Source organism: Streptomyces sp. NPDC013157 (genome assembly GCF_042899865.1).
Taxonomy (GTDB): Bacteria; Actinomycetota; Actinomycetes; order Streptomycetales; family Streptomycetaceae; genus Streptomyces.
This window is the reverse complement of record NZ_JBIBAK010000020.1, coordinates 180326-193332: the sequence shown is the minus strand read 5'-3', so window position 1 is coordinate 193332 and position 13007 is coordinate 180326. Positions and strand designations below refer to the sequence as shown.

Annotated in this window: 15 protein-coding genes; 7 read left to right on the top strand and 8 right to left on the bottom strand. The window is 72.6% G+C overall.

Annotation, left to right across the window (positions count from 1 at the left end; all coding sequences use genetic code 11):
* Positions 1–3: 3 nt before the first annotated feature.
* Positions 4–477: a hypothetical protein gene (locus tag ACFY6U_RS43290; protein ID WP_390047391.1), complete on the bottom strand. Its 474-nt coding sequence runs from the start codon at positions 475–477 to the stop codon at positions 4–6.
* Positions 478–589: 112 nt separating this feature from the next.
* Positions 590–1102, bottom strand: a complete 513-nt coding sequence (locus ACFY6U_RS43285) for a DinB family protein (protein WP_390047389.1) — start codon at positions 1100–1102, stop codon at positions 590–592.
* A gap of 108 nt (positions 1103–1210) precedes the next feature.
* Between ACFY6U_RS43285 and ACFY6U_RS43280 the strand changes: the two genes are divergently transcribed.
* The gene (locus ACFY6U_RS43280; RefSeq protein WP_390047387.1) at positions 1211–2122 is read left to right on the top strand and encodes a Gfo/Idh/MocA family protein; all 912 of its coding nucleotides are present in this window, start codon (positions 1211–1213) and stop codon (positions 2120–2122) included.
* Here the strand turns inward: ACFY6U_RS43280 and lnt are convergent.
* Positions 2040–3614, bottom strand: coding sequence for an apolipoprotein N-acyltransferase (lnt, locus tag ACFY6U_RS43275; RefSeq protein WP_390047385.1), 1575 nt, complete (start codon positions 3612–3614; stop codon positions 2040–2042). The two genes, ACFY6U_RS43280 and lnt, sit on opposite strands and share 83 nt — an antisense overlap.
* A gap of 76 nt (positions 3615–3690) precedes the next feature.
* Complete coding sequence (locus tag ACFY6U_RS43270; RefSeq protein WP_390047383.1) at positions 3691–4176, bottom strand: nuclear transport factor 2 family protein; 486 nt, start codon at positions 4174–4176, stop codon at positions 3691–3693.
* Positions 4177–4472: 296 nt separating this feature from the next.
* Here ACFY6U_RS43270 and ACFY6U_RS43265 point away from each other — a divergent pair, with 296 nt between their 5' ends.
* On the top strand, positions 4473–5213 hold the full coding sequence (locus ACFY6U_RS43265) for an SDR family oxidoreductase (RefSeq protein ID WP_390047382.1): 741 nt from the start codon (positions 4473–4475) through the stop codon (positions 5211–5213).
* Positions 5214–5225: 12 nt separating this feature from the next.
* Here the strand turns inward: ACFY6U_RS43265 and ACFY6U_RS43260 are convergent, their stop codons facing one another.
* Both ACFY6U_RS43260 and ACFY6U_RS43255 read right to left on the bottom strand, forming a co-directional pair.
* Positions 5226–5405: a hypothetical protein gene (locus tag ACFY6U_RS43260; RefSeq protein WP_089105573.1), complete on the bottom strand. Its 180-nt coding sequence runs from the start codon at positions 5403–5405 to the stop codon at positions 5226–5228.
* A 339-nt stretch (positions 5406–5744) separates the two neighbouring features.
* Positions 5745–6569: a helix-turn-helix domain-containing protein gene (locus tag ACFY6U_RS43255; RefSeq protein WP_390047380.1), complete on the bottom strand. Its 825-nt coding sequence runs from the start codon at positions 6567–6569 to the stop codon at positions 5745–5747.
* A gap of 133 nt (positions 6570–6702) precedes the next feature.
* Between ACFY6U_RS43255 and ACFY6U_RS43250 the strand changes: the two genes are divergently transcribed.
* Together ACFY6U_RS43250 and ACFY6U_RS43245 are read left to right on the top strand one after the other, a co-directional pair.
* Positions 6703–7410: an alpha/beta fold hydrolase gene (locus ACFY6U_RS43250; protein WP_390047379.1), complete on the top strand. Its 708-nt coding sequence runs from the start codon at positions 6703–6705 to the stop codon at positions 7408–7410.
* 53 nt (positions 7411–7463) lie between these two features.
* Positions 7464–7841: a DUF4440 domain-containing protein gene (locus ACFY6U_RS43245; RefSeq protein ID WP_390047377.1), complete on the top strand. Its 378-nt coding sequence runs from the start codon at positions 7464–7466 to the stop codon at positions 7839–7841.
* A gap of 123 nt (positions 7842–7964) precedes the next feature.
* Here the strand turns inward: ACFY6U_RS43245 and ACFY6U_RS43240 are convergent, their stop codons facing one another.
* On the bottom strand, positions 7965–8840 hold the full coding sequence (locus tag ACFY6U_RS43240) for an undecaprenyl-diphosphate phosphatase (RefSeq protein WP_390047375.1): 876 nt from the start codon (positions 8838–8840) through the stop codon (positions 7965–7967).
* Between the two features lie 277 nt (positions 8841–9117).
* Between ACFY6U_RS43240 and ACFY6U_RS43235 the strand changes: the two genes are divergently transcribed.
* A complete protein-coding gene (locus tag ACFY6U_RS43235; protein WP_390047373.1) occupies positions 9118–10275 on the top strand; it encodes a Gfo/Idh/MocA family protein in 1158 nt (385 codons plus the stop codon).
* The gene (locus ACFY6U_RS43230) at positions 10272–11201 is read left to right on the top strand and encodes a PmoA family protein (protein ID WP_390047371.1); all 930 of its coding nucleotides are present in this window, start codon (positions 10272–10274) and stop codon (positions 11199–11201) included. The genes ACFY6U_RS43235 and ACFY6U_RS43230 overlap by 4 nt, the downstream gene beginning before the upstream one ends.
* Before the next feature lie 20 nt (positions 11202–11221).
* Here ACFY6U_RS43230 and ACFY6U_RS43225 read toward each other — a convergent pair whose 3' ends face one another.
* Positions 11222–11692, bottom strand: coding sequence for a winged helix-turn-helix transcriptional regulator (locus tag ACFY6U_RS43225; RefSeq protein ID WP_390047369.1), 471 nt, complete (start codon positions 11690–11692; stop codon positions 11222–11224).
* A 103-nt stretch (positions 11693–11795) separates the two neighbouring features.
* On the opposite strand from ACFY6U_RS43225, the gene ACFY6U_RS43220 reads away from it, so the two are divergent.
* Complete coding sequence (locus ACFY6U_RS43220; protein WP_351494549.1) at positions 11796–12968, top strand: thiolase family protein; 1173 nt, start codon at positions 11796–11798, stop codon at positions 12966–12968.
* Positions 12969–13007: the final 39 nt, after the last annotated feature.

Sequence of the window (13007 nt, the reverse complement as noted above, 5' to 3'; positions counted from 1 at the left end):
GTCTCAACGCCCGTACGTCTGCTCGCAGATCCGTGCCTGCGGACTGTCCGCGTCCCAGCCGCCGTACTGCTTGCCGAGGGCACACACGTCCGGGGCCTTCGGGACGGAGGGGGAGAGGCCGGGGAGGTCGGCCTGCGGGCTGTGCGACCGGGGCGCGCCGTGGGGGTGCGCAGTGGCGGCGCGCGGGGCCGCCGGGGCGCGGTGGGGGGCCGGGGGAGCGGGCGCGGGGGCGTGCGAGGCGGCCGGTGTGACGCGGCGGGCCGGGCGGGACGGGCCGACCATCTCCAGGGCCTCCTTGACCGGCGCCTGCACCACCCTCGGCTCGGCACTGCCGTCCGGGCGGGGCACCGACGGCAGCGAGGGCGCCGTACCCGGAGGCGGGCCGGGTGCCGCCGGGTGCTGGACCGTCACACAGCCGGAGAGGGCCGAGAAGGCTACGGTGACCAGAAGCGCTGCGGTGGTCGTCGTTCGATGCACCCGCGCAACTCTGCTGGGTCGGCGCGGAGGTTGACACCGTCGACAAGACTTTGGTGCCCCGCACGGGTGATCTCGCGCCCCGTACGAGGGACGGACGGGTGCCAGACTGACGTCAGTCGCCGGTCACGCCGTCGATCCGCTCCCGGATCAGGTCGGCATGGCCGTTGTGCCGGGCGTACTCCTCGATCATGTGGGTGTGGATCCAGCGCAGGCTGATCTGCTGCCCGGTGCGGCGGTGGCGGCCCTTGGAGAGGTCGTCCAGATCGAAGCCGGCCGCGGCCTGCCGGGCGGCCCCGATCTCGGCCTGCCAGGTCGCGTACGCCTCCTGCCAGGTGTCCGCCTCGGTGAGGTGGAACTCGGCGTCGGGGTCCTCGTCGCTGAAGTACAGCGGCGGCGCCTCCTCCCCGGCGAGGACCCTGCGGTACCAGGACCGCTCCACGTCGGCCATGTGCCGCACCAGCCCCATCAGGGACAGTGGGGACGGCTCCACGGAGGCGGTCCGGAGCTGGGCGTCGGTCAGGCCCTCGCACTTCACCGCGAGGGTCCGCCGGTGGAACTCCAGCCAGCCCTCCAGCATGGTGCGGTCGTCGGCGTCCACGGCGGGCATACGGCGTTCGGTCGTCATGCCCGGCATCCTGGCCCACCGCGGGCCCCTCCCACCACGGATTATCGGCCCGTATGCTTCCCTTCAGGCAGGCGCGGGCAACCGCGGGCAACCACGTGGGGAGCGTCAGTGAAGGTCGGCTGCATCGGACTCGGCGACATCGCGCAGAAGGCGTACCTGCCGGTGCTGGCCGTGCAGCCGGGGCTCGAACTCCACGTCCAGACCCGCACCCCCGCCACCCTCGACCGGGTCGGCGACAGCCTCCACCTGCCCGCCGGCCGCCGGCACGCGACCCTGGACGACCTCCTCGCCCAGGACCTCGACGCCGCGTTCGTGCACGCGGCCACCGTCGCCCACCCCGAGATCGTCACCCGGCTGCTGGAGGCGGGCGTACCGACGTACGTCGACAAGCCCCTCGCCTACCGGCTCGCCGACTCCGAACGGCTCGTGGCGCTCGCCGAGGCGCGGAACGTGTCGCTGGCCGTCGGCTTCAACCGCCGCCACGCCCCCGGCTACGTGCAGTGCGCCGACCATCCGCGCGAGCTGATCCTGATGCAGAAGAACCGCGTCGGGCTGCCCGAGGAACCGCGGACGATGATCCTCGACGACTTCATCCACGTCGTCGACACCCTGCGCTTCCTCGCCCCCGGCCCGGTCGCGGACGTGACCGTCCGGGCCCGGGTGGCCGACGGCTTGCTGCACCACGTCGTCCTCCAGCTCGCCGGCGACGGCTTCACGGCGCTCGGCGTGATGAACAGGCTCAGCGGCTCGGCGGAGGAGATCCTGGAGGTGTCCGGCCAGGACACCAAGCGCCAAGTCCTCAACCTCGCCGAGGTGGTCGACCACAAGGGCCAGCCGACGGTCCGGCGGCGCGGCGACTGGGTGCCGGTCGCCCGGCAGCGCGGCATAGAACAGGCCGTGCTCGCCTTCCTGGACGCCGTCCGCGCCGGGAAGGTGCTCAGCGCCCGGGACGCACTGGCGACTCATGAGCTGTGCGAGCAGGTGGTACGAGAGGTTCGGCGGCGCTCCGGCGCAGCCTGACCGTCCGCACCCCCTCGGCCAGGCAGTACGCGGCCAGCACCAGCAGCGCGCCGTCCACCGGCCAGTCGCCGTACCGCACGAACGGGGTGACCCCGCGGGCGACCGGCACCTCGTAGACCCTGGCGGTGCTCGCGTCGGTGCCGAGCCACGGGCCGATGCGCTCGCCGCCCGGGCCGTAGACGGCGGAGACCCCGGTCAGCGTGGCGTGGACCATGGTGCGGCCGGTCTCGGCGGCCCGGAGCGCGGCCAGCGACGCGTGCTGCTCGGGGGCCCAGCTGTCCTGGAAGGAGGAGGTCGACGTCTGGCCGACCAGCACCTGCGCGCCGTCCTGGGCGAGATGCCGGCTCATGTCGGGGAACGCCGTCTCGAAGCAGATCATCGGGCCGATCCGCAGCCCGTGGCCGACGTCCATCACCACCTGCTCGGTGCCGCGCCGCCGGTCCTCGCCGGCCGCCTTGCCGACCGAGGTGGCCCAGCCGAGCAGGGAGCGGGCCGGTATGTACTCGCCGAACGGAACAAGCCGCATCTTGTCGTACCGGTCCCCGGTCGGGCCGTCGGCGCCGACCAGCAGGGAGCTCTTGTAGATACCGGGCCGGTCGGAACGCCGGGCATCCACGTTGACCAGGATGTCCGCGCCGGTCTCGCGGGACAGCGCGGCGATCCGCCGCGCGAGGTCGGGCCGGTCCCCGAGGTCGTACCCGACGCTGCTCTCGCCCCAGACGATCAGATCGGGATGCTGCCCGGCCAGCTGCCGGGTCAGCTGCTCCTCCCGGTCGAACCGCCGGACGCCGCTGTCGGTGCCGTCGACGATGCCGGGCTGTACGACGGCGATCCGGACGTGCCCGTCGACATCCGGGCGCGGTGACCACGCCCAGGCGGCCGAGGTCGCGGCGGCCGTGGCCACCAGCGAGGCCACCGCCGGCAAGCGGGCCTCCCGCACGGATACCAGGACGGCGACCGCGACATTGACTGCCACCACCAGGAAGCTCAGCAGCCAGACCCCGCCGACCGAGGCCAGCCGCAGCGCCGGCGACACCTGCCACTGGGTCGCGCCGAGCATGCCCCACGGTCCGCCGAGCCCCTGCCAGGACCGCACCAGCTCCACCATCAGCCAGCCCGACGGCAGCACCAGCACCGCGGCCGCGGCCCGCCCCGGCGACGGCACCCCGCCCAGCAGCCGGCGCGTCACCCAGCCCCAGGGCGCCCAGAACACGCTCAGCAGACCGGCGATCAGGAAGATGAAGACGTGCAGGCTCGGCAGCAGCCAGTGGTGCACGGCGACCATGAACCCGAACCCGCCGCACCAGCCGTCGTACGCCGCCCGCCGCCCGGTCGGCGCCGAGCGCGCCAGCAGCAGCCACGGAACCAGCGCGACGTACGCGAACCACCACAGCGACGGCGCCGGAAAGGCCAGGACCGGCAGCGCGCCCGCGAGGGCCCCGACGCAGGAACGCCGCCACGGGGAGGTGAGCCAGCGCTCGACGGTCCTCATCCATCGCCTCCTGCCTGCGGGTCCTTCCAGTGTGCGGGACCCGCCGGGATCTCCGACAGGGGGCATGGGCGCGGGCTCAGTCGGACACGGCCACCGCACGCGGGTCGGGCAGCCTGCGCCACTTCTCCTCGACGACCACCTGACGCAGCCGCCAGCCGTCCGGGGTGCGCAGGAACGCGAAGGAGTAGCGGCCGCCGCACACGAAGTCCGGGGCGGTGGAGGCGCCGTCGCCGGCGGCGAAGCGCATGGGGTTGACGTAGTCGGCCTGCAGACGCGCGGTGTCGCCGGTGTCGTGGTCCAGGATCCCGAACCGCACCCGGCGGTTGACGATCAGATGCTGCCGCATCGAGAAGAGGGTCAGGTTCTCCGCGAGCCACCCGGCCACCTGCCCGGCATCGCCCTCTATCCCGCCGGCGGAGCGGTAGTCGGCCCGCCCGTCCGCCGTGAACAGCCTCCGGTACGCCGCCCAGTCACCGTCGTCGACGGCCACCGCGTACTCGGTGACCATCTCGTCCACGGCCAGCCGGTCCATCACGGTCGCGAGCTCCACACGCTGCGTCATCGGCTCAGTGTTGGGCACGGGGCGGGCGGAGCCAAGGGGCCCGGGCGATATTCGGTGATGTTCGAACCGGACCGCCCTCCGGCCCCGGCCCGGGAACGGCCGGGGCATCGAACGGGAATTCGGGTTCCGTGTCCGTGTCCGGCACGCGGACTCCATGTCACCGAGGAGGACCGGGGCGGGCGCATTCGACCTCGCGCATGCGCCCGAAGAAGTCGGCGAGCACTGTCCGGGGGCGACCAAATCCCGCGTTCCCGCCGTCGTAAGATCGTCGTCCGGTCGGTCCGAGGAGGTTTTCGATGGTGCGTCCCGTCACGGTGGTCACCGGTGGCAGCCGGGGTATCGGCGCCGCGACCTGTCTGCGGCTCGCGGCCGACGGGCACGATGTGGTGATCGGTTACGTCCGGGACGAGGACGCCGCCGAGGCGGTCGCGGAGGGGGTGCGCAAGGGCGGGGCGCGCTGTGCCGTCGTCCGGGTGGACACGTCCGTGGAGGCCGATGTGGAGGGGCTGTTCGACACGGCGGAGCGGGAACTGGGGGCCGTCACCGGGCTGGTGAACAACGCCGCCGTGACCGGGCCGTTCGGGCGGCTGGCCGACGCGGAGACCTCGGATCTCCGCCGGGTGGTCGAGGTCAACCTGCTGGGCACGCTGCTGTGTTCGCGCCGTGCGGCCCGGTTGATGGCGGCCCGGGGGAGCGGCGCGATCGTGAACGTGTCCTCGGCGGCGGCCACCCTCGGCAGCCCTGGCGAATACGTCCACTACGCGGCGACCAAGGCGGCCGTCGACGCCCTCACCGTGGGCCTCGCGAAGGAACTCGGCCCCGACGGCGTGCGGGTCAACGCGGTGGCACCCGGTGTGATCGACACGGAGATCCACGCGGCGATGGGCGACCCCGGCCGAGCCGAACGGGTCGGTCACACCACGCCGTTGGGCCGCGCCGGCCGGCCCGAGGAGATCGCCGCCGCGATCGCCTGGCTGCTGTCCCCCGAGGCCTCCTACACGACCGGCACGGTGCTGCGCGTCTCCGGCGGCCGCTGACCCCTCAGCCGGTCAGGCCGCCTCGATGATCTGCTCGCGGATCGCCGCGGCCCACTCGACCACCAGCAGCTCGTACTCCGTCCGCTCCTGGGCCGACAGCGTTCCGCCCGCACGCAGCCACAGCGCCCGGATGTGCTCGTTGACCTCGGCAGCAGACCGCACGGAACCAGGGGTTCGGGAATCGGGGGACATACGAAACAACGTAGGGGCAGGAACTGACCGTGCGCTACCGGGCCACTACGCAGACCGTATGGGGTTGGTCACGGGCGATACGGCGGGCGGGTGGCCGCGCCTTGGCTTTCGCCAGGCGGGTCGTCGGGGCTTCGGCCGGCCCTTGCGCCCCTGTGCGGGACTTCGCCCTTGCCGGAGCGGGTGCGGCGGCCCGAAACGCCAGGAAAGCAGCGGATGCCGGGGGTTGGCCGAGATGCGGCGCCCGGCCGTCGTCGCCTGATCGTCGCGCGGTCGTCCCTTCGCCGTTCCTTCGTCGTCCCTTCGCCGTCCCTTTGCGGTCCACCGACGCCAAGCCCGTCGTCACCCCGTCGGCAGCGCCGAGGCGAGCAGTGCGAGCTTCTCGGCGCTGCCGCTCCCCGGGTCCGGGTGGTAGACGACGAGCGTCTGGCCCGCCGCGCCGCTGACGTTCAGCCGCTCCCGGTTCAGTCGTAGCCGGCCGACCTGGGGGTGGTCGACGACCTTGGCCGCGCCCTCGCAGGACGCCACGTCGTGACGGGCCCAGAGGCGGCTGAAGTGCGGGCTGGCGAGGGAGAGTTCGCCGACGAGCTCGATGACGCGCGGGTCGTCCGTGTCGGTCCCGACGGAGCGCCGGAAACCGGCGACCATGCCGGCACCGGCCTCCTCCCAGCCGGGGTGGAGGGCCTGCTCGGCGGGGTCGAGGAACATGTCCCGGAGCCGGTTGGCGCCGACCGAGAAACGCGGGGACAGCGCGGTCGCCAGGGCGTTGACGGCGAGGACGTCGAAGTAGCGGCCCTCGACCAGAGCGGGGAGCGGGAGAGCGGCGAGGAGCTGGGCGACGCCGGGCGGGACGGTCTCCTTCCGGGCGTGGCGCCGGCGCCGGCGGGGCCGCTCGGCGCCGAGGCGGAGCAGATACGCCGTCGCGTCCTCGTCGAGCCGCAGCACGCGCGCGAGGGACTCGAGGACCTGCACGGAGGGGTTGCGGTCGCGGCCCTGTTCCAGGCGCAGGTAGTAGTCGGCGCTGATGCCCGCCAGCATCGCGACCTCCTCCCGGCGCAGGCCCGGCACCCGCCGTACCCCCTGTACGGGGATGCCGACCTGCTCCGGCGTGACCAGCTCGCGGCGGGCCCGCACGTACGAGCCCAGCAGGTTCGGTTCGTCGGTCATCCCGCCACCGTAATGCGGCCACCGCGCTCGTGCCTGGTCCTGTCACCCCCAGGACCACCAGGGCTCTGCCCGCTCCGGGGCCGGGCCGCAAGCGTGGTGGGGGACAGCGACGAGCAAGCCGAGGAGCACGATCATGTCGACGTATCTGCTGGTACACGGCGCCTGGCACAGCGGCGAGTGCTGGGAGCGGGTGGTCCCCCTACTGGCGGCGGCGGGGCACCGGGTGTACGCGCCCTCCCTGACCGGCCATGGCGAGAAGGCCTCTCTGCTCGGCCCGGACGTCGGCCTCGACACCCACGTGGCGGACGTCGTCGGGCTGATCAGGGACGAGGACCTCACCGACGTCGTCCTCGTCGGACACAGCTACGCGGGGCTGGTCATCTCCTCCGCGGCCAACGAAGTCCCGGATCGCGTCGGGCACCTGGTCTATCTCGACGCGATGGTCCCGGAGCACGGCGAGACCGCGGCCGACGTCCAGCCCGCGACCCTGGGCCTGATCGAGAGGGCCCTCGCGTCCGGCAGCGGGTGGCGGGTCCCGCCGATGCCCGAACTGCCGCCTCCCTACGGCCTGTTCGGGGTGACCGAGGCGGCGGACGTGGCGTGGCTGCGCGGCATGCTCTCCGATCAGGCGGTGCGCAGCATGCAGGAGCCGGTGCGGCTGGACGATCCCGCCGTCCGCACGATCCCCCGGACGCACATCCACTGCGTGGCGAACGTTCCGCAGGGCATCGTCCGCCGTCCGGTGCCCGCGACCGAGCAGGTGTGGGAACTGCCCACCGGCCACGACTGCATGATCACCATGCCGGCCGAACTCGCCGACCTCCTGCTCAAGCTGGGGTGATTGCGAGCGGATATTCGCTGGGCCCGGCAGCGGCGTGTCCGTAGGGTCGGCGTATGACGGACGACGAGAACCAGCGGGCCGTACAGGCGGCCGTCCACGCGGAACTGCGGCTCCTCGATCCCGAGGTGCGTGCCCGCCCGGACCTCGTCCTGGAGCTGCTCGACCCGGAGTTCACCGAGGTGGGGGTGTCCGGGCGGCGCTGGGACGCGACGTCGATCCTGACGGTGACCAGCGGTGGGTCGGTGTCCGCGGAGTCACCGGTCGAGGTGAGCGAGATGTCCGGGACGGTCCTGGCTCCGGGCATCGTGCACCTCACGTACTTCGCGGACAACCAGGGCCGCCGGGCCTGGCGCAGCTCCCTGTGGCGGCTGACGGAGACGGGCTGGCGCGTGTACTACCACCAGGGCACCCCGGCCGCCGGCCACGACTGAGCGTGGCTGAAGCCGTCGCGCCGGGTCGTCGGTCGTCCGCGGCGGTGTTGTGGCTGGTCGCGCGGTTCCTTCCCCAGCCTTCGGCCGGGGGTACCCCCAGCGCCCCTTTCGGGGCGTTGTCGGCTAGCTTGCCGACTCCGCGGCGTGCGGGCTCAGGACGTCCGCCGAGACCAGGGCGATGATGACGATGCCCAGGGCGATGCGGTACCAGACGAACGGCATGAAGCTCTTGTTGGAGATCCACTTCATGAACCAGGCGATCACCGCGTAGCCGGACGCGAACGCGATCACCGTGGCGAACAGGGTCGGGCCCCAGGCCACATGGCCCTCGCTCACCGAGTCCTTGACCTCGAAGGCGCCGGAGGCCAGCACCGCCGGGATGGCGAGGAGGAAGGAGTAGCGGGCCGCCGCCTCGCGCTTGTAGCCCATGAACAGGCCGCCGCTGATGGTGGCGCCGGAGCGGGAGACGCCGGGGATCAGGGCGCAGGCCTGGCAGAGGCCGTAGATCAGGCCGTCCTTGACGCCGAGGTTCTCCAGCGTCTTGCGCTGCTTGGGGGCGCGGTGCCTGCCGCCCGTCTCGTCGCGGGCGGCGAGCCGGTCGGCGATGCCGATGACGACGCCGACGACGATGAGCATGGTCGCGGTGATGCGCAGGTCGCGGAACGGGCCCTCGATCTGGTCCTTCAACGTCACGCCCAGCAGACCGATCGGGATCGAGCCCACGATCACCAGCCAGCCCATCTGGGCGTCGTGGTTCCGCCGCATCGCCTTGTCGAACAGCGACCGGAACCAGGCCGAGACGATCCGCCCGATGTCCTTGCGGAAGTAGATAAGCACCGCGGTCTCCGTGCCGATCTGGGTGATCGCCGTGAAGGCGGCCCCCGGGTCCTTCCAGCCGGAGAAGGCCGCGGTCAGCCGCAGATGCGCGCTGGAGGAAACGGGCAGGAACTCGGTCAGCCCCTGGACGAGTCCGAGGACCAGCGATTCAAACCAAGACATGAAGGTACGGCGTCCCAGGGGTGAGGAAGGGGCTGGCGGTCGCGAGGGCGCAGGTGATCATTCGCGTGCAACCGCAGCGTAGCGGGCCGGGGTGACAGGGGGGACACAGGGGTTCGGCAGGCGGACCCGCGGCCACGGGGTGTTGACCGGCCAAGGTGCCGCCGCTTACGTTTCTGCAGGAGAAAGCGCTTGCTCCGCACATCGGGGTGCGGGTGCGGCGCACTCCGGGCGGGTTCGCCCATCGTCGGTACACGCCCGAGGAGTGCTGATCACGTCCATGCCCCGCTCCCCCCGCTCCACGGCCCCCTTCGCCGGCCGCCGCATCCGGGCCGCCGTCGTCGGCGCCGGCGCCATCGGGCGCGGCTCCCATCTGGCCGCCCTCGCCGAGCTGGCCGCGGAGGGCGAGACCGAGGTCGTCGCCGCCGTCGACATCGATGCCACCGCCGTCGAGGCGATGTGCGCGGAGGCCGGCATCCCTCACGCCTACACCGACCTGGACCGGATGCTCGCCGAACAGCGGCCCGACCTGGTCACCATCGGCACCCCGCCGACCCTGCACCGGGACCAGACGGTGGCCGCGCTGCGGGCCGGCGCCTGGGTGTGGTGCGAGAAGCCGCCCGTGCCGAGCCTCGCCGACTTCGACGCGGTCGAGGCGGAGGAGGGGGCGGACGGCGGGCCGTACGCCTCGATCGTCTTCCAGCACCGCTTCGGCTCCGCGTCCACCCATGTACGGCGGCTGCTCGCCGAGGGGGCGCTGGGCCGCCCACTGGTCGCCCACTGCCAGACCACCTGGTACCGGGACACCGCTTACTACGCGGTGCCCTGGCGGGGCCGCTGGGCGACCGAGGGCGGCGGCCCGGCGATGGGCCACGGCATCCACCAGATGGATCTGCTCCTCGACCTGCTCGGGCCGTGGAGCGAGGTGCGGGCGATGGCCGGCCGGCTGGTGCACGAGGTGGAGACCGAGGATGTCTCCACCGCCCTGGTCCGGTTCGCGAACGGCGCCCTGGCCACCGTCGTGAACAGCGTGCTCAGCCCCGACGAGGTGAGCCGCATCCGCATCGACTGCGAGCGCGCGACGGTCGAACTGACCCACCTGTACGGGCACGCCAACGACAACTGGCGCATCACCCCGGCCCCGGACGTCCCCGCCGACGAGGCGGCGGCCTGGCGGGACTTCGGCCCGGACGTGCCCAGCTCGCACCTGGCCCAGCTGCGCGAACTGATCGCCAGCATGCGGGCGGGGGAGCGGCCGCGCAGCAGCGGCGCGGACGGGCGTACCAGCCTGGAGCTGATCACCGCCCTGTACAAGGCGGCGTTCACCGACGTGACGGTCCGCGCGGGCGAGATCGGTCCGGGTGATCCTTACTACACGGCCCTGCACGGCAACGCCCCGGGCTGGGCGCCGGCCGCGCGCGAGGAGGTGTCCGCGTGAGCGGCGATCTGCGGATCACGCACACCCACGGCGACCGGGTCACCGTGACCGAGCCGGTCACCGGGGTGCAGCTCTTCTCGTACGTCTACCGGCCCGAGGCGGCCTGGGAGGCGCCGCGGCCCTACCTCCACCCGGTGCGCACCCTCGCCGGGGACGTCGTCACCGACTACCGGCCCAACGACCACCGCTGGCACAAGGGCATCTCCCTGACCGCCTCGCACCTGTCGGGCGCGAACCTGTGGGGCGGCAACTCCTATGTCCACGGCCAGGGTTACGTGGCCATCCCGGAGCGCGTCGGCTCGATGCGGCACGCGGGCTTCGACGAGCTGTCGTCGGCCGACGGCCGACTGGTCGTCGCGGAACGGCTGACCTGGCATCCGTACGACGGGACGCTGTGGGCGGAGGAGCGGCGCCGCATCGAGGTCCACGACGTGGACCCGGATGCGCGTTCCTGGGCGCTCACCTGGACCAGCGCGATCACCAACCGCCGTGCCGAACCGCTGCTGTTCGGCAGCCCGACCACGGCCGGGCGTGAACAGGCGGGCTACACCGGCCTGTTCTGGCGCGGCCCGCGCGCCTTCCGGGACGGTCGGATCGTCGGCCCGCAGGGGGAGGGGCCGGAGTCCATGGGCTCCCAGTCCCCCTGGCTTGCCCTGTCCGGCGAGCACGACGGCGCCGACGGCCATGCCACCGTCGTCTTCGAACACGCCCCGGAGAACGACCACTCGGGCGTCCACGGCAGCCACCCCGCCCACTGGTTCGTGCGCAACGACCCGTTCGCCGGCATCGCCCCTTCCTGGGCCTTCCACGACGAGCTGGAACTGGCCCCGGGCGACACCCTCCGGCGCCGCTACCGGGTCGTCGTCGCCGACGGCGCCTGGGAGCGCGCGGAGATCGCCAAGTACCTGGAGGCGCATCCCTGGTGAGGGCCGGGGAGTAGTACCGCTCAGGCGGCTTCCGGTCCGGTGACGGTCCAGCCCGGTGCCTGCGGGTGGGCCGTCGAGTCCCCGTGCCGCACCGGATCGCCGCAGGCCGCGCAGGTGACGACCGGGGTGAGGGTCTCCCCGCAGCCGTGCTCGATCACCATGGGGCGGTCGCCGTGCGGGTGGAGGTGGCGGTCGCCCCAGGCCATCAGGGTCAGCAGGACCGGCTCCAGTTCGAGCCCCGCCTGCGTGGCCAGGTACTCGAAGCGCTGCGGCCGCTCGCTGTAGACGCGTTTGGTGAGGATTCCCGCGTCGACGAGCCGGCGCAGCCGGGTGGCCAGGATGTCGCGGGGTGCGCCGATGTTGCGCACCAGCTGGTCGAAGCGGCCGTTGCCCAGGCACACCTCCCGCAGGACCAGCAGGGAGTACTTCTCGCCGACGAGTGCCAGGGCGTCGGCGATCGAACACGGGCGGGGGTCCTTGGGGGCGGCCATGAGGCCAGTCTAGTGGAGGGTTGGATTTCCAAACCCTCGGAGTTATGGTGGGTTCGGTTTTCCTACTCACCGGTAATCGAGACTGGCAATCGAGGTCCCCGAGATGCGTGACGCAGTCATCGTCGAAGCCGTGCGCACCCCCGTCGGCAAGGGCAAGCCGAACGGGTCCCTGGCGCACGTCCACCCCGTCGAACTCCTCGCCCACACCCTGCGCACCCTCGTCGAGCGCTCCGGCGTCGACCCCGCCCTCGTCGACGACGTGATCGGCGGCACCGTCGACCAGGTCGGCGAGCAGGCCATGAACACAACCCGGTACGCCCTTCTGTCCGCCGGTTTCCCCGAGACCGTCCCGGCGACCACCGTGGACCGCCAGTGCGGCTCCTCCCAGCAGGCCGTGCACTTCGCCGCGCAGGGCGTCATGTCCGGTGCCTACGACATCGTGATCGCCTGCGGCGTCGAGTCGATGAGCCGGGTGCCGATGTGGTCCAACGTGCCGGCCGGCAAGGACCCCTTCGGCCCCGGAGTCGCCGCGCGCTACCCGGAGGGCCTGGTCCCGCAGGGCATCAGCGCCGAGCTCATCGCCGCGAAGTGGTCGATCAGCCGCGCGGAGATGGACGCCTTCGCGGTCTCCTCGCACCAGAAGGCGGCGGCCGCGTGGGCGGCGGGACTGTTCGACGCGCAGGTCGCTCCGCTGGACGGCGTCGCCCGCGACGAGTCGGTACGGCCCGGCACCACCGCCGAGGTCCTCGCCGGGCTCAAGCCCGCCTACTACGACCCCGGCTTCGCCGAGCGGTTCCCGCAGATCGAGTGGAACGTCACCGCGGGCAACGCGAGCCCGGTCAACGACGGCGCGTCCGCGGTGCTCATCACCTCCGCCGAGACCGCGGCGAGGCTCGGGCTGCGGCCACTGGCCCGCCTGCACGAGTTCGCCGTCACCGGCTCCGACCCGTTGCTGATGCTGACCGGCGTGATCCCCGCGACGGAGAAGGTGCTGCGGCGGGCCGGGCTCGGCATCGGGGACATCGACCTGTTCGAGGTCAACGAGGCGTTCTCCAGCGTGGTGCTGGCCTGGCGGCAGGAGACCGGGGCCGATCTGGCGAAGGTGAACGTGAACGGCGGGGCCATTGCTCTGGGGCATCCGCTGGGGGCCAGTGGGACTCGGCTGACCACGACGCTGGTGCATGCGATGCGGGAACGCGGCGCTCGCTTCGGGCTTCAGACGATGTGTGAGGCGGGCGGGTTGGCCAACGCGATGATTCTGGAGGCTGTGAGGTAGGGGGCGGGTGCCCAATGGGGTGCCGCGTGGTGTCGGTGG